The organism is Dermabacter sp. HMSC06F07, from assembly GCF_001807345.1.
In the GTDB taxonomy this organism is placed as follows: Bacteria; Actinomycetota; Actinomycetes; order Actinomycetales; family Dermabacteraceae; genus Dermabacter; species Dermabacter hominis.
The window spans coordinates 64,578-82,913 of the sequence record NZ_KV788577.1; the positions used below are offsets into that span (position 1 = coordinate 64,578).

31 protein-coding genes and 1 pseudogene are annotated in these 18,336 nt (G+C 62.2%); 2 read left to right on the forward strand and 30 right to left on the reverse strand.

Translation table 11 applies throughout. The annotated features are described in order from the left end of the window. Positions 1-117 precede the first annotated feature (117 nt). The 24 genes and pseudogenes from rplQ to HMPREF3157_RS10190 all read right to left on the reverse strand — a co-directional run. Positions 118-627 (reverse strand): 50S ribosomal protein L17, encoded by a 510-nt coding sequence (rplQ, locus tag HMPREF3157_RS02610; protein ID WP_016664055.1) that lies wholly within the window; start codon positions 625-627, stop codon positions 118-120. Between the two features lie 30 nt (positions 628-657). Further along, positions 658-1,659 (reverse strand): DNA-directed RNA polymerase subunit alpha, encoded by a 1,002-nt coding sequence (locus HMPREF3157_RS02615; RefSeq protein ID WP_070435449.1) that lies wholly within the window; start codon positions 1,657-1,659, stop codon positions 658-660. Positions 1,660-1,755: 96 nt separating this feature from the next. Further along, the gene (gene rpsK / locus HMPREF3157_RS02620) at positions 1,756-2,163 is read right to left on the reverse strand and encodes a 30S ribosomal protein S11 (RefSeq protein ID WP_016664053.1); all 408 of its coding nucleotides are present in this window, start codon (positions 2,161-2,163) and stop codon (positions 1,756-1,758) included. Between the two features lie 77 nt (positions 2,164-2,240). Next, complete coding sequence (rpsM, locus tag HMPREF3157_RS02625; protein WP_016664052.1) at positions 2,241-2,618, reverse strand: 30S ribosomal protein S13; 378 nt, start codon at positions 2,616-2,618, stop codon at positions 2,241-2,243. A gap of 172 nt (positions 2,619-2,790) precedes the next feature. Then, a complete protein-coding gene (gene rpmJ / locus HMPREF3157_RS10185) occupies positions 2,791-2,904 on the reverse strand; it encodes a 50S ribosomal protein L36 (RefSeq protein WP_016664051.1) in 114 nt (37 codons plus the stop codon). Between the two features lie 75 nt (positions 2,905-2,979). Beyond that, positions 2,980-3,201, reverse strand: coding sequence for a translation initiation factor IF-1 (gene infA, locus HMPREF3157_RS02630; RefSeq protein WP_016664050.1), 222 nt, complete (start codon positions 3,199-3,201; stop codon positions 2,980-2,982). Positions 3,202-3,377: 176 nt separating this feature from the next. Next, positions 3,378-4,235 carry a type I methionyl aminopeptidase gene (gene map, locus HMPREF3157_RS02635; RefSeq protein ID WP_016664049.1) on the reverse strand — a complete coding sequence of 286 codons (858 nt, stop codon included), beginning with the start codon at positions 4,233-4,235 and terminating at the stop codon, positions 3,378-3,380. A gap of 6 nt (positions 4,236-4,241) precedes the next feature. Next, positions 4,242-4,826: an adenylate kinase gene (locus HMPREF3157_RS02640; RefSeq protein ID WP_016664048.1), complete on the reverse strand. Its 585-nt coding sequence runs from the start codon at positions 4,824-4,826 to the stop codon at positions 4,242-4,244. Further along, positions 4,823-6,130 carry a preprotein translocase subunit SecY gene (gene secY, locus HMPREF3157_RS02645; protein WP_016664047.1) on the reverse strand — a complete coding sequence of 436 codons (1,308 nt, stop codon included), beginning with the start codon at positions 6,128-6,130 and terminating at the stop codon, positions 4,823-4,825. Before secY ends, HMPREF3157_RS02640 begins: the two co-directional genes overlap by 4 nt. Before the next feature lie 157 nt (positions 6,131-6,287). Next, positions 6,288-6,740, reverse strand: coding sequence for a 50S ribosomal protein L15 (gene rplO / locus HMPREF3157_RS02650; protein WP_016664046.1), 453 nt, complete (start codon positions 6,738-6,740; stop codon positions 6,288-6,290). Positions 6,741-6,743: 3 nt separating this feature from the next. After that, complete coding sequence (rpmD, locus tag HMPREF3157_RS02655) at positions 6,744-6,926, reverse strand: 50S ribosomal protein L30 (RefSeq protein WP_034372287.1); 183 nt, start codon at positions 6,924-6,926, stop codon at positions 6,744-6,746. Then, complete coding sequence (rpsE, locus tag HMPREF3157_RS02660; RefSeq protein ID WP_016664044.1) at positions 6,923-7,615, reverse strand: 30S ribosomal protein S5; 693 nt, start codon at positions 7,613-7,615, stop codon at positions 6,923-6,925. Before rpsE ends, rpmD begins: the two co-directional genes overlap by 4 nt. A 35-nt stretch (positions 7,616-7,650) precedes the next feature. Then, positions 7,651-8,037, reverse strand: coding sequence for a 50S ribosomal protein L18 (rplR, locus tag HMPREF3157_RS02665; RefSeq protein ID WP_016664043.1), 387 nt, complete (start codon positions 8,035-8,037; stop codon positions 7,651-7,653). A gap of 2 nt (positions 8,038-8,039) precedes the next feature. Then, positions 8,040-8,582 carry a 50S ribosomal protein L6 gene (gene rplF, locus HMPREF3157_RS02670; protein ID WP_016664042.1) on the reverse strand — a complete coding sequence of 181 codons (543 nt, stop codon included), beginning with the start codon at positions 8,580-8,582 and terminating at the stop codon, positions 8,040-8,042. An 18-nt stretch (positions 8,583-8,600) separates the two neighbouring features. After that, entirely contained in the window at positions 8,601-8,999 is a 399-nt protein-coding gene (gene rpsH, locus HMPREF3157_RS02675; protein WP_016664041.1) for a 30S ribosomal protein S8, read from the reverse strand. A gap of 63 nt (positions 9,000-9,062) precedes the next feature. Further along, a complete protein-coding gene (locus HMPREF3157_RS02680) occupies positions 9,063-9,248 on the reverse strand; it encodes a type Z 30S ribosomal protein S14 (RefSeq protein WP_016664040.1) in 186 nt (61 codons plus the stop codon). A 1-nt stretch (position 9,249) separates the two neighbouring features. Further along, positions 9,250-9,807, reverse strand: coding sequence for a 50S ribosomal protein L5 (rplE, locus tag HMPREF3157_RS02685; RefSeq protein ID WP_016664039.1), 558 nt, complete (start codon positions 9,805-9,807; stop codon positions 9,250-9,252). Then, positions 9,807-10,217, reverse strand: coding sequence for a 50S ribosomal protein L24 (gene rplX / locus HMPREF3157_RS02690; protein WP_016664038.1), 411 nt, complete (start codon positions 10,215-10,217; stop codon positions 9,807-9,809). Before rplX ends, rplE begins: the two co-directional genes overlap by 1 nt. Before the next feature lies 1 nt (position 10,218). Next, positions 10,219-10,587 carry a 50S ribosomal protein L14 gene (gene rplN, locus HMPREF3157_RS02695; RefSeq protein ID WP_016664037.1) on the reverse strand — a complete coding sequence of 123 codons (369 nt, stop codon included), beginning with the start codon at positions 10,585-10,587 and terminating at the stop codon, positions 10,219-10,221. Positions 10,588-11,059: 472 nt separating this feature from the next. Beyond that, positions 11,060-11,971 (reverse strand): sensor histidine kinase, encoded by a 912-nt coding sequence (locus HMPREF3157_RS02700; RefSeq protein WP_070435450.1) that lies wholly within the window; start codon positions 11,969-11,971, stop codon positions 11,060-11,062. After that, positions 11,968-12,741, reverse strand: a complete 774-nt coding sequence (locus HMPREF3157_RS02705) for a response regulator transcription factor (RefSeq protein WP_016664035.1) — start codon at positions 12,739-12,741, stop codon at positions 11,968-11,970. Before HMPREF3157_RS02705 ends, HMPREF3157_RS02700 begins: the two co-directional genes overlap by 4 nt. Beyond that, positions 12,731-13,261: an OmpA/MotB family protein gene (locus HMPREF3157_RS02710; protein WP_232049688.1), complete on the reverse strand. Its 531-nt coding sequence runs from the start codon at positions 13,259-13,261 to the stop codon at positions 12,731-12,733. The genes HMPREF3157_RS02705 and HMPREF3157_RS02710 overlap by 11 nt, the downstream gene beginning before the upstream one ends. Positions 13,262-13,290: 29 nt before the next feature. Beyond that, positions 13,291-13,998: a hypothetical protein gene (locus tag HMPREF3157_RS02715; RefSeq protein WP_016664033.1), complete on the reverse strand. Its 708-nt coding sequence runs from the start codon at positions 13,996-13,998 to the stop codon at positions 13,291-13,293. A gap of 328 nt (positions 13,999-14,326) precedes the next feature. Next, positions 14,327-14,437, reverse strand: a pseudogene (locus HMPREF3157_RS10190) (50S ribosomal protein L5); the annotation flags it as partial. A 471-nt stretch (positions 14,438-14,908) separates the two neighbouring features. On the opposite strand from HMPREF3157_RS10190, the gene HMPREF3157_RS02720 reads away from it, so the two are divergent. Both HMPREF3157_RS02720 and HMPREF3157_RS10490 read left to right on the forward strand, forming a co-directional pair. Continuing rightward, complete coding sequence (locus HMPREF3157_RS02720) at positions 14,909-15,310, forward strand: hypothetical protein (protein WP_040386478.1); 402 nt, start codon at positions 14,909-14,911, stop codon at positions 15,308-15,310. Further along, positions 15,307-15,453 carry a hypothetical protein gene (locus tag HMPREF3157_RS10490; protein ID WP_168161673.1) on the forward strand — a complete coding sequence of 49 codons (147 nt, stop codon included), beginning with the start codon at positions 15,307-15,309 and terminating at the stop codon, positions 15,451-15,453. The genes HMPREF3157_RS02720 and HMPREF3157_RS10490 overlap by 4 nt, the downstream gene beginning before the upstream one ends. Positions 15,454-15,842: 389 nt before the next feature. Here HMPREF3157_RS10490 and rpsQ read toward each other — a convergent pair whose 3' ends face one another. The 6 genes from rpsQ to rpsS are packed head-to-tail and all read right to left on the reverse strand — an operon-like array spanning position 15,843 to position 18,327. Beyond that, entirely contained in the window at positions 15,843-16,118 is a 276-nt protein-coding gene (gene rpsQ, locus HMPREF3157_RS02725) for a 30S ribosomal protein S17 (RefSeq protein ID WP_016664029.1), read from the reverse strand. A 17-nt stretch (positions 16,119-16,135) separates the two neighbouring features. Next, on the reverse strand, positions 16,136-16,369 hold the full coding sequence (gene rpmC / locus HMPREF3157_RS02730) for a 50S ribosomal protein L29 (RefSeq protein ID WP_016664028.1): 234 nt from the start codon (positions 16,367-16,369) through the stop codon (positions 16,136-16,138). After that, on the reverse strand, positions 16,369-16,788 hold the full coding sequence (gene rplP, locus HMPREF3157_RS02735) for a 50S ribosomal protein L16 (protein WP_016664027.1): 420 nt from the start codon (positions 16,786-16,788) through the stop codon (positions 16,369-16,371). The genes rpmC and rplP overlap by 1 nt, the downstream gene beginning before the upstream one ends. A 5-nt stretch (positions 16,789-16,793) precedes the next feature. After that, complete coding sequence (gene rpsC, locus HMPREF3157_RS02740) at positions 16,794-17,621, reverse strand: 30S ribosomal protein S3 (protein ID WP_016664026.1); 828 nt, start codon at positions 17,619-17,621, stop codon at positions 16,794-16,796. Then, positions 17,621-17,986 carry a 50S ribosomal protein L22 gene (gene rplV / locus HMPREF3157_RS02745; protein ID WP_016664025.1) on the reverse strand — a complete coding sequence of 122 codons (366 nt, stop codon included), beginning with the start codon at positions 17,984-17,986 and terminating at the stop codon, positions 17,621-17,623. The genes rpsC and rplV overlap by 1 nt, the downstream gene beginning before the upstream one ends. 59 nt (positions 17,987-18,045) lie before the next feature. Next, on the reverse strand, positions 18,046-18,327 hold the full coding sequence (rpsS, locus tag HMPREF3157_RS02750) for a 30S ribosomal protein S19 (protein ID WP_016664024.1): 282 nt from the start codon (positions 18,325-18,327) through the stop codon (positions 18,046-18,048). Between the last annotated feature and the right edge of the window lie 9 nt (positions 18,328-18,336).

Consider the following 18,336-nt stretch of genomic DNA (forward strand, 5'->3'; position numbering starts at 1 on the left):
CTGCGTGGTTACGGCTGCGCTTAAGGCACGACCGTAGTCGACAACAATAGAGGAAACGGCCCGACACCCCATTCACGGGGGTCGGGCCGTTTCCTCTACGTGAAGAAGAGCCGTGGATCAGGCCTCGGTGTTCTCCGTGGTCTCCTCTGCAGGCGTTTCCTCAGCCGCGGTCTCTTCGACCTTCGTCTCCTCAGCGGGAGCTTCGTCGGCCTTTGCGGATGCCTTGGCAGCGCCTTCGGCTTCCTTCACGACGGCCTGCTTCGGCGAGTACTCTTCCTCCACGAGCTCAAGAAGAGCCATGGGGGCGTTGTCGCCCTTGCGGTTCTCGAGCTTCGTGATGCGGGTGTAACCGCCGGGGCGGTCCGAGAACTTCGGAGCGATCTCAGTCATGAGAACGTGCGCGGCAGTCTTCGTCTTGAGCGTCTGCATCACGCGGCGGCGATTGGCAAGGTCGCCCTTCTTCGCCTGGGTGATGAGGCGCTCAGCGAGGGGCTGAACGCGCTTCGCGCGGGTATGCGTCGTGGTGATGGCACCGTGCTCGAAAAGGGCAGTCGCGAGGTTCGCGAGAATAGCCTTCTCGTGAGCCGGGGACGAGCCGAGTCGAGCGCCCTTAGTGGGTGCAGGCATGTTGTTTCTCCTCGAAGAAAAAGATGGAAATCAGAACTGCTCGCCGAACTCGTCGTCGCCGTACGAGTCAAGAACAGTGGAAGGATCGAAACCGGCCGGGGAATCCTTGAGCGAGAGGCCTAGCTCAGCGAGCTTCGCCTTGACTTCGTCGATGGACTTCTGGCCGAAGTTGCGGATGTCGAGCAGGTCCGCCTCGGAGCGATTGGTGAGCTCACCAACGGTGTACACACCCTCGCGCATAAGGCAGTTGTACGAACGAACCGTGAGGTTGAGGTCGTTGATCGGAAGCGCAAGGTCGGCGGCAAGGGCCTGATCGGTCGGCGAAGGACCAATCTCAATACCCTCTGCCTCGTGGTTGAGCTCCTGTGCGAGACCGAAGAGCTCCACGAGGGTCTTGCCAGCCGAAGCAATGGCATCGCGCGGGGCGATCGCCGGCTTCGTTTCGACATCGATGATGAGTCGATCGAAGTCCGTGCGCTGCTCAACACGAGTGGCTTCAACCTTGTACGTCACCTTGAGAACAGGCGAGTAGATCGAGTCGACCGGAATGCGGCCAATCTCGCTCTCGGCGCCCTTGTTCTGCTGGGCCGAAACGTAGCCGCGGCCACGCTCAACGATCAGCTCGACCTCGAGGCGACCCTTCGAGTTGAGGGTCGCGATGTGAAGGTCGGGGTTGTGAATCTCGACGCCTGCCGGCGGGGGGATGTCGGCGGCGGTCACGACGCCCTCACCCTCCTTACGCAGGTACATTACGACCGGCTCGTCGTTTTCCGACGACACCACGAGGTTCTTGATGTTCAGGATGAGCTCGGTGACATCTTCCTTCACACCCGGAACGGTCGAGAATTCGTGGAGGACGCCGTCGATGCGGATCGACGTCACTGCCGCGCCCGGGATGGACGAGAGCAGTGTGCGGCGCAGCGAGTTGCCGAGCGTGTAGCCGAAGCCCGGCTCGAGCGGCTCGATGACGAACCGTGAGCGGTAGTCAGAAACGACCTCTTCGGTCAGCGTGGGGCGCTGTGCAATGAGCACGTTGTGTCCTTTCTTGGAACGTCCGCTATATGACGTTCGCGGTGGCGGTACGACACTGATGGATGACGGTTATCGTTTCGCGCACCCGAGCAATGCTCAGTTGCGGCGACGCTTCGGCGGGCGAACGCCGTTGTGCGGCTGGGGGGTAACGTCCTGGATCGAACCGACCTCGAGGCCCGCTGCGGTGAGCGAACGGATCGCGGTTTCGCGGCCCGAACCCGGTCCCTTAACGAAGACGTCGACCTTCTTGAGGCCGTGCTCCTGGGCGCGGCGCGCGGCGGCCTCGGCGGCCATCTGCGCAGCGTACGGGGTGGACTTACGCGAGCCCTTGAAGCCGACTTGGCCCGAGGAGGCCCACGAGATCACAGCACCGCTCGGGTCAGTGATCGACACGATGGTGTTGTTGAAGGTGCTCTTAATGTGTGCTTGGCCGTTGACGACGTTCTTCTTGTCCTTGCGGCGAGGCTTACGCGCCGCGGCGGCCTGACGTGACTTGGGAGGCATGTGCCAAAACTCCTTGAGTTCGTGAAAGGTGATCGATACGGGTCAGTGCCGAACACTGCCCGTGGAGTAACTGCCGCTCAGCGAGCAGCCTTCTTCTTGGCGGCCACGGTGCGCTTCGGGCCCTTGCGGGTACGTGCGTTGGTCTTGGTGCGCTGACCACGGACCGGAAGGCCGCGGCGGTGACGCATGCCGGCGTACGAGCCGATCTCGATCTTGCGGCGGATGTCAGCTGCGACCTCGCGTCGCAGGTCGCCCTCGACCTGGTAGTTCTCTTCGATGTAATCGCGCAGCTTGACGAGGTCCTCATCGGAAACCTGGTGGACGCGCTGGTTGCCGTCAACGCCGGTGGCGTTGAGAGCTTCGATTGCGCGGGTGCGACCCACGCCGTAAATGTACGTCAAGGCGACTTCCAGGCGCTTTTCGCGCGGGAGGTCGACGCCAACGAGACGTGCCATGAGCAGTTCTCCTACTGTTTTACTCAGGGGCCTGATCCAGCATGTCGCTCCCGTCTAGGCGGTGCGCCGCGGCCCCTGGCCCGCGGGTGATCCTCGCAATGAGGTTCATGCTGTCTCTTTACTTATAGGTGCGGCGTGAGCCGCGGGGTGCCTCCCGTTGGAGGCGGTGCACTCAGCCCTGGCGCTGCTTGTGGCGCGGGTTCGTGCAGATAACCATGACACGCGAGTGGCGACGAATCACCCTGCAGTTGTCACAGATACGCTTCACGCTGGGGTAAACCTTCATGATGCCCTTCTACAGTTGATCTGCGCTCAGGCCCTGCGGGCCCGAGAGCGTAGCTGACCGCATGCGCGGCCCGGCTTACTTGTATCGGTAAACGATGCGACCCTTTTCAAGGTCGTACGGGCTGAGCTCGACCACAACGCGATCCTCGGGGAGGATCCTGATGTAGTGCTGGCGCATCTTGCCCGAGATATGCGCGAGTACTTTGTGGCCGTTGTCCAGCTCAACGCGGAAGCGCGCGTTTGCGAGCGCTTCGGTCACGGTGCCCTCGACTTCGATCACGCCGTCTTTTTTCGCCATAGTCTCTACTGTCCCTCTGCCCCTTGCGGGGACTGGTTTCGCATGTGCTACCTTCAAGCGCGCACTTTTCAAGCGGCGAACCGCTTAAATTTTCGGGGTTGCCGAAAGAGCGCACTCGACTGTCAATCGTACACGCGCACGCGGGCCGCGATAAGTGGCTTGGCGCGTGCGATCGCTCACCTTCCGTTGACGGTGTGGTCCGACGGTTCCTCAGCGATCGTCACGCCACGCTTTGCAAGTTCAGCTTTGCCGCCGTCTGCGGCACTGAGCACGAAGATTCCCGTGTCGGTCACCGCGACGGAGTGCTCGAAATGGGCTGCGCGCCCACCCTTTGTCGCCACGACGGTCCACTCGTCGTCGAGGATGTCGAATTCACCGTCGCCTTGGATGAGCATGGGTTCGATGCACAGGGCCATACCGGGCACGATTTTCGGGCCGCGATCGCGCGTGCGGAAGTTCATGACGTCGGGCGGCTCATGCATGGCTCGGCCGATGCCGTGCCCTCCGAATTCCTCGAGGTGCTGGATCCGCTCCCCTGCACAGTCGGCGACGTAGTCTTCGATAGCGGCGCCGATCTCTCCCACGCGGCTCGCGGTGGCAAGCGTCGCGATGCCTTCCCACATCGCGCCCCTGGTTACGTCGACGAGCTCGCGATCGGCTTCGCTTCGCGCCGTGCCCACGATATGGGTGCGGGCGGCGTCGGAGTGCCATCCGTCCACGATGCAGCCAGCATCCACGCTCACCACATCACCGTCGCGAATCACCCGGGTGCCGGGGATCCCGTGCACGATTTCCTCATTCACGCTCACGCACACAGTCGCCGGGAAGCCGTGGTAGCCGAGGAAGTTGGACTTCGCACCGGCTTCGGCAATGACGGCACGAGAGATTTGGTCGATGTCTGCCGTCGTCATACCGCTGCGGAGGTTCTTTTCGATCTCATCGTGGATACGGTCAAGCAGAAGCCCCGCGCGGCGCATTGCCCCGAGCTGTTCGGGGGTTTTGAGGCTCACGCGGGGCTTGCGGCGAAAGGACATCCGGGCTCAGACTCCGAGCGCGACGAGGATATCTGCGGTCACAGCGTCGATATCTTTCATGCCGTCGACGCGCTTGACGAGACCTCGCTTGTCGTAGATATCGATGAGGGGCGTGGTCTGCTCGCTGTAAACGTCGATGCGGCGGCGAATGGTCTCTTCGTTGTCGTCGCTGCGGCCCTGCTCTTTTCCGCGCTGAAGAAGCCGCTGCACGATAGCTTCACTCTCAACGTCGAGGAGAATGACGGCGTCGAGCGCCACGCCGAGCTTCTCGAGAATTCCATCGAGAGCCTCCACCTGCGCCACGGTGCGGGGGTAGCCATCGAGGAGGAAGCCGTTCGCGGCATCATCTTCACCAAGGCGGCTCTCCACCATCTCGTTGGTGACCGAGTCGGGAACGTACTCGCCCTTATCCATGTAGGACTTCGCGAGAACACCAAGCTCAGTTTCATTGGAGACGTTCGCACGGAAAATATCGCCCGTGGAAATGGCGGGGACGCCGAGCTTCTCGACAATGCGCTCCGCTTGCGTGCCCTTGCCGGCACCCGGAGGTCCAACAATGAGGAGGCGGCGGGCCGGAGTGGAGGCGGTCATCGGAGAATCCCTTCGTAGTGATGTTGTTGGAGCTTGGAGCTGATCTGCTTCAAGGTATCGAGGCCAACACCGATGATGATGAGGAGCGAGGTTCCGCCGAACGGGAACTTCTGGTCTGCACCAAGAAGCGCGAACGCGATCAGGGGAACAAGCGCCAAGATACCGAGGTACAGGGAGCCCGCGGAGAGCACGCGGTTGATGACGTACTCGAGGTAGCGCGCTGTTGGGCGGCCCGCACGGATACCGGGAACGAAGCCGCCGTACTTCTTCATGTTGTCTGAGATCTCTTCAGCGTTGAAGGTGATCGACACGTAGAAGAACGCAAAGAACACGATGAGGGCGAAATAGACAAGCGAATATATCCACGAGAAGCCCTGGCCGAGCACGAAGTTGGCGTGGATCCACTGCACCCATCCGGACCTCTGGTCGCCAAACGAGGCTATGAGCTGCGGCAGGGCAAGAAGTGAGGATGCGAAGATAATGGGGATAACGCCGGCCTGGTTCACCTTGATCGGGATGTAGGTCGAGGAGCCGCCCACGAGGCGACGGCCCACCTGGCGTTTGGCGTATTGGACGGGGATGCGGCGCTGCGACTGCTCGACGTAGATCACGGCGATCACGATGATCATGCCGATCAGCATGACGATGGAGAAGGTCATCCACCCCTGGAGCTTCAGGATCTGACCGAACGAGGCGGGAAAGCCCGCGGCGATCGACGTGAAGATCAGCAGGGACATGCCATTGCCCACGCCCTTTTCGGTGATGAGCTCGCCGAGCCACATGATAACGAGGGTGCCGGTCGTCATCGTCAGGATCATGAGGACGAGCATCCACCACGACTGATTGGGCACGAGCGGGAGGTTGCAGCCCGCGAAGAAGGCGCCGCTGCGCACGAGGGTGATCACGGTGGTGGACTGCAGGACCGCGAGGCCGATGGTCATGTACCGCGTGTACTGCGTGAGGGTCGCCTGACCTGCTTGGCCGTCCTTGTGCAGCTCCTCGAACTTGGGGATCACGACGCGTAGCAGCTGCACGATAATCGACGCCGTAATGTATGGCATCACGCCGAGCGCAAAGACGGACATCTGCAAGAGCGCCCCGCCGGAGAACAGGTTCACCATGCCGAGCACACCGCCACCGGCACCGTTCAATGCCTGTTCGGTACACGCAGCGATGTTCGTGTAGTCGAATCCGGGGGTCGGCACGAACACGCCGAAGCGGTAGATGGCGAGCATTCCAAGGACAAACAGCAGCTTGTTCCTGAGCTCAGGGGTTCGGAAGGCGCGCACGAAGGCGTTGTCCACCAGGTTCCTCCTGTCGGGCGGCCCGAGGGGTGGGCCTATCATGCACACGGAGCGCATTTGAACTAGGGGCTATTGGCCTATAAAAACAGGCACCGCGCCTCAAAATATCCTGAGTCGCGGTGCCTGGTCAAAGAAGCACTATGAAAATTGCTTCAACTCACGCCACGGTGATCGAGCCGCCAGCGGCGGTGATCTTCTCCTCGGCCGAAGCCGAGAATTTCTGGGCAGTGATGTCGATCTTCACGGTGATGTCGCCAGAGCCGAGCACCTTGACGGGCTGGTTCTTGCGCACGGCACCCTTCGCGACAAGATCCTCGACGGTGACGGTGCCACCCTCGGGGAACAGCGCTTCGATGGTGTCCAGGTTGATGACCTGGAACTCCACACGGAAGGGGTTCTTGAAGCCACGAAGCTTGGGAAGGCGGCGGTGCATCGGGGTCTGACCACCCTCGAAGCCTGCCTTCACCTGGTAGCGCGCCTTCGTACCCTTGGTACCGCGACCCGAGGTCTTACCCTTCGAGCCTTCACCACGGCCCACGCGAATCTTAGCGGTCTTCGCGCCGGGAGCCGGGCGAAGATCGTGGAGCTTAAGCGGGTTTTCGTTCGCCATGGATCAGTCCACCTCTTCAACCGTCACGAGGTGACGGACGGCATTGATCATGCCGCGAATCTCGGGGCGGTCTTCTTTGACGACGACGTCGCCGATGCGCTTGAGACCGAGGCCTCGCACCGTCGAGCGCTGTGCGTCGTTACCGCCGATTACAGACTTGACCTGAGTAACCTTGAGCTGCATCAGGCACCTACCTTCTCTTCACGCGCCTCGCGAGCCGCTGCGCGACCCTCGGCCTGTGCACGAAGCAGGTAGCCGGGGGCGACGTCCTCGAGGGGAAGGCCGCGGCGAGCTGCCACTGCTTCCGGCTCCTCGAGCTGCTTGAGGGCCTTGACGGTCGCGTGCACGATGTTGATCGTGTTCGAGGAACCGAGCGACTTCGACAGAACGTCGGCGACGCCCGCGCACTCGAGAACCGCACGCACCGGACCACCGGCGATTACACCGGTACCGGGAGCAGCCGGGCGGAGGAAGACAACGCCTGCGGCGTCCTCTCCCTGAACCGGATGCACGATCGTGCCCTGGATGCGGGGAACGCGGAAGAAGTTCTTCTTCGCTTCCTCGACACCCTTCGAGATGGCGGCGGGAACTTCCTTCGCCTTGCCGTAGCCGATGCCAACGGTGCCGTCACCGTCGCCAACCACGACGAGCGCGGTGAAGGCGAAGCGGCGACCGCCCTTGACAACCTTCGACACGCGGTTGATTGCTACCACGCGCTCAAGGAAGGCCGACTTCTCTTCCTGACGACCGCCACGGCCCTCGCCGCGACGCCCGCCCTGGTTGCGGTCATTGCCGCGACCGCGGTTGTTACGATCCTCGTTCTCGCCCCTCCGACCGGAGGCCGCGGGACCATTGTTACGCTGCTCAGCAGCCATGTGAATCCTCTTCTCGTCCTATTTCCGGGGGGTGGTCACAGAGTCAGTCCGGCCTCGCGTGCACCGTCAGCGACGGCGGCCACGCGGCCGTGGTACTTGTTGCCGCCACGGTCGAAGACCACGGCGTCGATACCGGCTTCCTTCGCGCGCTGGGCCACGAGCGAGCCGACCTGCTTGGCCTTCTCGGTCTTCGTGGCTTCCGACGAGCGGAGGTCTGCTTCCATGGTCGATGCCGATGCGAGGGTGATGCCCTTCGTATCGTCGATGACCTGAACGTACATGTGGCGCGCCGAACGGGTCACGGCGAGGCGGGGACGCTCAGCGGTACCCGCAACGCGGCGACGGAGGCGCAGGTGACGACGGCCACGTGCGCGGACGCGGCTCTTGCGGTCACCACGAGTGTGCTTTTCAGCGAAACCCATTATCACTTACCAGCCTTTCCGGCCTTGCGCTTCACGGTCTCGTCGGCGTAGCGCACACCCTTGCCCTTGTACGGCTCGGGCTTACGAATCTTGCGAATCTTCGCGGCGGTCTCGCCGACCAGCTGCTTATCAATGCCCGATACCGAGAACTTCGTGGGGCTCTCCACGTTGAACGTGATGCCCATGGGGGCCTTCACGAGCACGGGGTGGGAGAAGCCGAGCGCGAACTCGAGATCGGTTCCCTTCGCGACGACACGGTAGCCGGTGCCCACGATTTCGAGCTTCTTTTCGAAGCCCTCCGTGACACCCTCAACCATGTTCGCGATGAGAGTGCGTGCAAGGCCGTGGAGGGCCTTGTTCTCACGCTCTTCGTTGGGGCGGCGCACGACGATCGAGCCATCCTCAGCGCGCTCAACGCTGAGAGGCTTCGGAACCTCGTACTGAAGCTCGCCCTTGGGGCCAGCGATCTGGACGTGCTGGCCGTCGATAGTCACACCAGTGACGGAAGCCGGTACGGAAACCGGTCGAAGTCCAATGCGGGACATTACGGTTCTCCTTTCCGGTTACCAGACGTAGGCGAGGACTTCCCCACCCACGCCTTTCTTCGTGGCCTGCTTGTCGGTGAGGAGGCCGGAGGACGTGGACAGGATGGCCACGCCGAGGCCGCCGAGCACCTTGGGCAGGTTGGTGGACTTTGCGTACACGCGAAGGCCGGGCTTCGAGACACGGCGGACGCCCGAGATCGCGCGCTCGCGATCGTCGGTGTACTTGAGTTCGATGACGAGGTTCTTTCCAACCTCGGCTTCTTCCTCGCGCCAGTCCTTGATGTACCCCTCGGCCTTCAGAATCTCCGCGATGCGGGACTTAAGGTTCGAGTACGGCATGGTCACGGAATCGTGGAACGCGGTGTTGGCGTTCCGGATTCGCGTGAGCATGTCCGCGATCGGATCAGTCATTGTCATGTCGAATGCTTCTTTCTCACCGTGGTTTCCCTCGCGTAAAGCGGGGACCTGTGGCGATAGTCCTTACCAGCTGCTCTTGGTGACACCGGGCAGTTCACCGCGGTGGGCCATCTCGCGAAGGCACACGCGGCAAAGGCCGAACTTGCGGTACACCGAGTGCGGGCGACCGCACTTCTGGCACCGGGTGTAGGCGCGCACAGCGAACTTGGGCTTGCGCTGCTGCTTGTTCTTAAGCGCTGTCTTGGCCATATCAGTTCTCCTTGAAGGGGAAGCCGAGCGCACGAAGCAGCGCACGTCCCTCGTCATCGGTCTTGGCGGTGGTCACCACGGTGATGTCCATGCCGCGAACGCGGTCGATCTTGTCCGGATCGATCTCATGGAACATGACCTGTTCGGTGAGACCGAAGGTGTAGTTGCCGTTGCCATCGAACTGCTTCGGCGAAAGGCCGCGGAAGTCGCGGATACGCGGAAGCGCGGTCGAGAGCAGGCGGTCGAGGAACTCCCACATGCGGTTGCCGCGCAGGGTCGTGTGGCAGCCAATGGCCTGGCCCTCACGAAGCTTGAACTGCGCGATCGACTTGCGGGCGCGCGTCACCTGAGGCTTCTGGCCGGTGATCGCGGTGAGATCCGCGATGGCACCGTCGATGACCTTCGAGTCACGTGCGGCATCGCCGACACCCATGTTCACAACGACCTTCGTGAGGCCGGGGATGAGCATCGGGTTGGCGTAGTTGAACTCGCTCTGGAGCGAATCCTTAATTTCTTCGCGGTACTTGGTCTTAAGGCGCGGGGTGGTCGTCTCGGTCATCAGATGTCCTTCCCGGTGCGCTTCGAGTAACGCACACGAATGGTCTTCGTGCGGCCGTCCTCGAGCTCGACCTTCTCTTCACGGAAGCCGACGCGGGTCGGCTTGCCGTCGTCAGCCACGAGGGCGACGTTCGAGATGTGGATCGGGGCTTCGACCTGCTCGATGCCACCAGCCTGGCCGTTGTAGCCGGGCTTGTTGTGGCGGGTGATGCGGTTGACGCCCTCGACGAGCACGCGCTGGGTGTCGGGGAACACCTGGAGCACGCGGCCCTGCTTACCCTTGTCGCCAGCGGCGAGCTCGCCCTTGCCCTTTGCGGCGCGGGTCTCGTTGCGCTTGGCGATTTTGTCTGCGTCGCTCGTGCGACCGGTGATGACCTGAACGAGGTCACCCTTCTTAATCTTCATGCTCATGTCACAGCACCTCCGGTGCCAGCGAGATGATCTTCATGAACCGGCGGTCACGCAGCTCGCGGCCCACGGGGCCGAAGATACGCGTGCCACGCGGCTCGCCGTCGTTCTTGAGGATGACGGCTGCGTTCTCATCGAATCGGATGTATGAACCATCGGCACGACGGCGTTCCTTCGTGGTGCGAACCACGACGGCCTTCACAACATCGCCCTTTTTGACGTTTCCGCCAGGGATTGCATCCTTGACGGTCGCAACGATGGTGTCACCAATGCCGGCGTAACGGCGACCGGAGCCACCGAGAACACGGATGCAGAGGATCTCCTTTGCACCGGTGTTGTCGGCGACCTTGAGTCGCGACTCCTGCTGAATCACTAACGTTCTCCTTGCGTCTCGCCGGTTCTCTCGGCGTTCGCCTCAAGCCTTGCGGAACGGATATCGGACTTGTTTTCCACCGCACTCACGTGGGGCGCAGCGGCTTCCAGTTCCCGGGCATCAAAAAACCCCGAGCCGGACTCAGGCACTGCCGAAAGGCGATGCAAGGTCTCCGACTGGGATGGGTCCCACTTGGGGCCCGAGGACCGGGTCCTGTGCTCAGTGGCGCATCCCGCCAACCTCCCGGTTTTTTGGGTGCGTTCACACAGCAACCCGTCTAGTTTACGGCACGCGGGCACCGAACGTAAGGGGGCGAGGGGCCCTGCGCGTGTGTGCTTGGTCTCGCTGCGTTTGGCACCGCCGGTTCAGCGAGTGCGGGGGCGCCGTTTGTCAGGGTCCGACGGTGGACGGCAAGCGTCGGACCTTCTTTTCATACGTGCCCTTAGCCCGACCCGCTCTTTTTCCAGGTGTTTTACCGCGCGGGCCCCGCAAACGGGAGGGTAAGGCTCACGGATGTCCCTTCGCCATGCCACGACGTGAGGGTCGCAGTGCCTCCATGGCGTTCAACGATCGCTTTAACCATGGGCAACCCGAGGCCCGAGCCCTCGATTCCGCGCACCTCGCTCGCGCGTCCGAGCTCTTCCCATACGAGCGGAAGGTCGTCCGGGGAAATCCCGAGTCCGGTGTCGGCGACCTCGAGCACAATGCCGCTTTCGAGCTGGCGCCCCCGCACTTCGATCGCATCGCCCGGCCACGAATACTTCACGGCGTTGCTCAAGACGTTAACGAGGCACAGGAAGAGGAGGTCTTCGTCACCGTTGATCGTCGGCAGAGGGCGCGGAGCCGTGGGAAGCGAGACGCGGATCGAGCGTTCGCTCGCACCGGGCACCTCGCGCGCGGTCTCGATGGCATCGTGGACGAGGCGCGAAGGGTCGATCTGCGTAATCTCGAGCTGGGTGTGCTCGACCTCCCCAATTTTGCGCAGGTCGCTCAGAAGGGAGGTGAGGCGGCGTGATTGGGCGTCGATGCTCGAGCGCTGGCGCTCGGACGGTTCGTCGGCAAGCGCCGCTCGAATGCCCTGGATCGGGTTCTTTATTTCGTGGTCGAGTCGGGCGATGAGCCGACGCCGGCTTGCCGTCTGCTCGGCCACTGTTTCGCGCCGCGCCTTGCTCACGGCGTGGCGCGTGTACCACCACGCGCCAAGGGCTGGGAGCACGGCGAGGGTGAGCACCGCGCCAATCGTGAGCGGGAGCCAGGCGAGCGACATAGAGAAGTAGATGTGCCTCGATTCGCCGAGGACGCTCCATACGAGGGACGCCACCACGCCGATCGCGAGGGGAAGCGCGGCGAAAGCCGAGGCGTAGGCAAGTGGGTGTTTCTTCATGAACGTTCGACCTTCTGGGCGAAGCGATAGCCGAGGCTCGGGACTGTCTCGATGTACGTGGGGGAACCGTCGGCGGAACCAATCACGCGGCGAATCTCGGCGATGCGGTGATCAACGGCTCGCGTGGTCACGATCGCATCGAAACCCCACACGGTCTGCAGGAGCCGCTCACGCGTGAACACTTCGCCGGGGTGCGCCATGAGGTACTCGAGGAGCGCGAACGCCCGCGGCGTGAGCTGGTCTTCCTTGCCACCCACGAAGATCCGCCGGGCCGTGCGATCGATGCGCAGCTCACCGGAGGTGAGTGTCGAGGACGTGCTGAGCGGGGCCGAGCCGCGCGAGCTTCGACGCAGAACTGCCCTGATCCGCGCGAGGAGCTCGTGAGGGTCGAACGGCTTATTGAGGTAATCGTCGGCCCCTTCGTCGAGCGCGGACGCACGCTCGAAGCTCTCCCCCACCTGGGTAAGAAGGATGACGGGTAACCATTCATGGCGTTCCCGGATCCGGCGAAGCGCTTCTCGACCGTCCATGACCGGCATCATGACGTCGAGGATGACGAGATCGGGTTCCTCCTCATCGAGCCTCTCGAGTGCCTCGGCACCGTTCGCTGCCATGCGCACATCAAGCCCGCTGCGTGAGAGCACTCCCCCGAGATGCTCGCGAATCGTCTCATCGTCGTCCACGAGCAGGATGCGCTGACGCGCCGGATCGGCCGGCTCCGCTGAACCGGCCGATCCCGACGCGAATGAAGGAGTCTGGCTACCCGTCATAGCGGATCTCCACGCGCCTGTTCTTAGCGCGCCCTTCAGGGTTGTCCTCGTCGCCGTTCTTGTTCGGCTGCACGGGTTTCGTGTCGCCGTGGCCCGCGACCTCGAGCTTGAGGTCAGGGCGGGCCGCGGAGATCGCGTCGGCCACCGCCTGCGCACGCTCCTTAGAGAGCACGTCGTTGCCGCGATGGTACGGAATGTTGTCAGTGTGACCATCGACCTTCACGGTCGCACCCTGCGGAACGTCTTTGACGAGCTCACCGATGCGCTTTTTCGCGGGGTCCGAAAGCTCGTTGGATCCGTAGTCGAAGAGGATGTCCGAGTTCAAGGTGACGACCTTGGTGTTGCCCTCTTGTGTATCGGTGTTGAGGTCTTCAATATTTTGCTCGAGATCGTAAATGTTTTGGTCGAGCGAGTAGATATTGGACTCGTAAGTTCCGATTTGCGACGGTGGCTCGGGGGCGGGCGTTTCGCCGCCATTGTCCGCGAGGGCTGCTGGCCCCGCAGCGAATACGAAAGCCACGGCCGTGAGGCTTACAAGGTGACGCTTTCTCACTTGATTTCGACCCCCTTCGCGACCTCAGTGCCGTCCATAAGACTCACGTCCATCTGCTTGACGTCCGCCGGCGGCGCGGCAAAGGTTGCGAACGCGTACGTGGTTTGACCGGGCATGAGGTCCACGTCTTCCATAGGAGTCATCGCATAGTGCTGGCTATTCGTCGTCGAAAGTGGCGTGTGCTTCTTCAAGTTCACGTTGTCAATAAGGAATGGCTTCCAGATCAGACTCCCATTGAGGAAAAAGAAGTCCTTAGCCTCTTTCGCCGTCGAGTTGAGTGTGAAAGAGACGTAAGCGGTGACCGTATCACCCTCGCGCTTGAGCTGATGAAGATTGACGGTCAATGTTGCGTTCGGATCTTCTTTCACCTCAACAGGACGCTCGGTCGTGAAAATCGGCGCAGGATAGTTCGCCTTATTCTGACCTCCGCTGGCCGGCTTCCCGTTCTCGCCGCCCTGATCGGAACCTGCCGCAGCGCCGCCGTCATCGCTCGCGCCCTGCGCGGGATTCGCGCCGTCGGACCCGCTTCCCTGATCGCCGCCATTGCCGTTGTCTGCCGGGGCTGCCGCGCTCGTCTGTTCCGTGGGCTTCTCATCGCTGCTACCGAGCACGCCGAACGAGCACCCGCTTGCACCGGCAACAAGAAGAGACGCGGCTGCAAGGGCTGCCGCGAGGCGGCGCTTCGTCATCGTGGTCGTCGTCATGGGATTCACTCCTCAAAGTCACGGGAGCCGCTTCTCGCCTCCTCGTTACCTCCACGCTATTGCCCGGATATCGCGGCGGCGTTGCGACGCGGTACCTACTCTGCCATGTCGTGTCGCAGATTTGCGACAACTGTCGTCACGCGTATGACCATCGGTCATCGTAACGCCACGAGGGCGTGAACGCCCGCTCAATAGCGGAAGGGGCCGCCCGCTGAGCAGCGGACGACCCCTTCTCGGAGATCTTTCGGGACTGAGCCCGACAGATTTACTTAGCCTTCTCGATGATTTCGACGAGACGCCAGCGCTTCGAAGCACCCAGCGGGTAAGTCTCCATGATGAGAACGCGGTCGATCTTGTCCTGATCGATCTCATGGAACATGACCTGTTCCGTGAGGCCAAAGGTGTAGTTGCCGTTGCCGTCGAACTCCCTCGGCGACAAGGCCACGGTTCCCACGAAGCTCACCGCCAAGAACAAGAAGACCGGAGAGACGGACACAAAGACCTCAACGTTCACCCTCGTCAAGGAAGATGGAAAGTGGGTCATCTCCGACGGCGGAAACATGTTTGAGAATTAACCCTTTTCCACCGAATGTGGGGCCGGCCGCCTTTGGCCGGCCCTACATTGCCTTGCCAATCCTCGTTGTTGTTCGCGCGTCACACGGGCGAGCTTCTCGCCCGTGACCCCAACCGAAGCCCAAGCCCAAGTTGCGCCCTACCTCCCAATCCCCAAGCCTCCGCAACACATGTTTGCACGTGCAAACTCAAGCGCGTATCTTTGCAACTGTAACGCAGGTCATGCGAAAGGTGCACAATGACCTACCCCCACTACTCCCCTGCACCCCCTCCCCCATACGTCCGCCCCCAAGGTTCCAGTAGGGGCGTTTTTTGTGGCATTTGCGGTTGCCTAAGCTTGCTCAGCCTCGCCGGTATCGCCGCCCTCGTTCTCGTCATCGGCGGTGGAGCGGCCCTCATCCATGGGCCCAAGAACACTGTGGACGACATGTTCGCTGCCATTGAGTCCCAGGATTGTTCGGCATTCACGGGCGCTCTCGAGGATCAAGCGGCTGACAGCGTCGATTGCGAGCGTTTCAAGAAAGCCGCAGCGGAAATCGACCGTCGCGGCGGATTCGACTACGACATCACGCACATCAGCACCGAAAACACCAAGGCCCAGGTGGAGGTCACCACCACACTGCACGACCCAGCCGTGAGCGTCCCCGAGACAGACCACGTCTTCGACCTCGAGCTCCAGGATGGCGAATGGAAGATCACTGGAAGCAAGAGCAGCAACAACAGCTGGAAGATGCCGTGACAGCGAAGCCCAAGGCCGCCATTATCCTCACCGCGTGCACCGCCCTCGTTATCGCTGGGCTTTGTGCCGGAACCCTCACATTGTGGCTGCTGCTCACCCCGGACAGCGAAGAAGACACAATCAAGGAATCCGCTCATGCATGAGCCATGAGCGTCCGGCAAGATTCGTGCCCCGGGTTGAAGGCAACCGTCGGCCCCGCTTCCCGCACAGCTGCAGCGAACTCCAGAAGCCGCTCATTGCACCACCCCGCCCCCGAATGCCCGAAGACGGACGCGTTGCGGGTATCGATGTTCGCGGCAGGATTGCCCGGGTCCAGTACGAGTACGGCGACGCGGCACATATGGGCTTCACGCCCGAACTCACCGGGTCCCTCACGTTGGCAAAGCAGGCCGACGGCAGCTGGCGCGTCACGAACCTCGAACGTGGGAAGCACTCGCAACCCACACCACGAAGGCACAAAAGAGAGGCCGGGGTGGATCCGCATTGCGGGTCCACCCCGGCCTCTCTATGTTCAGGCGAACCTGAGAACGGCTTACTTAGCCTTCTCGAGAATCTCCACCAGACGCCAGCGCTTGGAAGCGCTCAGCGGGCGGGTTTCCATGATGCGAACAAGATCGCCGACACCGGCGGTGTTCTCCTCATCGTGGGCCTTGAACTTCTTGTGCTTCTTCATAACCTTGCCGTACAGCGAGTGCTTCACGCGCTCCTCGACCTCGACGACGATGGTCTTATCCATCTTGTCGGAGACGACGTAGCCGCGCTGAGTCTTGCGGTACGGACGCTCTTCAGCGACCTGATTTTCGTTCATTACCTAACCTCGCTCGTTCACTCGGCCGAACCGGGGGCCTGGCGGATCCCCAACTCGCGCTCGCGCAGGATCGTGTAGATCCGTGCGATGTCCTTCTTGACCGAACGCAAGCGAGCGCTCGACTCGAGCTGACCGGTCGCGCCCTGGAAACGGAGCTTGAAAAGCTCGTCCTTGGCCTTCGCGAGTTCTTCGGTGAGCTTCGCGTCATCGAGCTTGTTGAGCTCGTCAGCGGTAAGCTTCGTGGCTGCCATCAGATGTCACCACCCTCTCGGCTGAGGATTCGGCACTTCATGGGGAGCTTGTGCATGGCAAGGCGCAGTGCCTCGCGTGCAGTCGGCTCATCGACACCGGCAACCTCAAACATGACGCGGCCGGGCTTGACGTTCGCTACCCAGAACTCCACCGAACCCTTACCGGAGCCCATGCGGACCTCGGCAGGCTTCTTCGTGAGGGGGCGATCGGGGTAGATGTTGATGTACACCTTGCCGCCACGCTTCATGTAGCGCGTCATGGCGATACGTGCGGCCTCAATCTGACGGTTGGTGACGTAGGCGGGCTCGAGAGCCTGGATACCGTAGTCGCCGAACGCGAGATCGAAGCCACCCTTGGCCATACCGGTACGGGTGGGGCGATGCTGCTTGCGGTGCTTGGTCCTACGCGGAATCAGCATTGGACTCAGGCCTCCGTTCCCTTATCGGCCGGAGCGGCAGCGGGAGCCTCGGTGGCGGCCTGAGCCTGAGCCGAAGCTTCCGCCTTCTCACGGCGGGCGGCGTTGCGCTCGTTGCGGCGGCCACGGGGGCGCTCAGCGCGCGGACCACGGCCCTGGCGCGGAGCCTGGGCGGCCTGCTGTGCAGCGAGTTCCTTGGACGTGATGTCGCCCTTGTAGATCCACACCTTCACGCCAATGCGGCCGAATGCGGTGCGGGCCTCGTAGAAGCCGTAGTCGATGTTCGCGCGAAGCGTGTGCAGGGGCACGCGGCCTTCACGGTAGAACTCGCTGCGGCTCATTTCGGCGCCACCGAGGCGGCCCGAAACGGCGACACGGATACCCTTCGCGCCAGCACGCTGCGCGGACTGAATGCCCTTGCGCATAGCGCGGCGGAAGGACACGCGGCTCGCGAGCTGCTCGGCGATACCCTGAGCAACGAGCTGCGCGTCTGCCTCGGGGTTCTTGACCTCGAGGATGTTGAGCTGAATCTGCTTGCCCGTCAGCTTCTCGAGCTGACCGCGGAGACGCTCGGCCTCCGCGCCACGGCGACCGATCACGATGCCGGGGCGTGCGGTGTGCAGATCAACGCGAACGCGATCGCGGGTGCGCTCGATCTCGACCTTCGACACGCCAGCGCGCTCGAGCCCCTCGGAAAGGAGCTTGCGGATGGCGACGTCTTCCTTCACGTAGTCGCGGTAGCGCTGACCTTCCTTCGTGGAGTCGGCGAACCAGCGGCTCGTGTGGTCGGTCGTAATACCGAGACGGAACCCGTTGGGATTGACCTTCTGGCCCACTAGCGGGTCTCCTTCTTCTTCGACGGGGCAACAACCACGGTGATGTGGCTGGTGCGCTTCTTGATCTGGAATGCGCGACCCTGAGCGCGCGGCTGGAACCGCTTCATGGTCGGGCCTTCGTCGACGAATGCAGCGGACACGACGAGATCCTGCTCATCGAAACGCTCCCCTGCTTGATCTGCCTTCACGCGGGCGTTGGCGATCGCGGACTTTACGAGCTTCGAGACGGGCTCGCTGGCGGCCTGCGGTGCGAACCGCAGAATCTCCAGTGCTTCACCCGTGCTCTTACCACGAATAAGGTCAACGACGCGCCGGGCCTTCATGGGCGAAATACGGATGAACCGCACCTGCGCCTTGGCTTCCATTGCTGTCCTGCTTTCTTTAGTGAATAGCGAGGGAAATCATCACTTCGCCACGTGGGCGATCAGCGACGACGTCCCTTCTTGTCGTCCTTGTCATGGCTGCGGAAAGTGCGCGTGGGAGCGAACTCGCCGAGCTTGTGGCCAACCATCGACTCGGTGACGAACACCGAGACGTGCTTGCGGCCATCGTGCACTGCGAAAGTGTGGCCGAGGAAGTCCGGCGTAATGACCGAACGGCGCGACCAGGTCTTGATGACATTCTTGGTACCGGCTTCGTTCTGAGCGTCGACCTTCTTCTGAAGGTGATCGTCAACGAAGGGGCCCTTAGCAATACTGCGTGGCATAACTGTTTA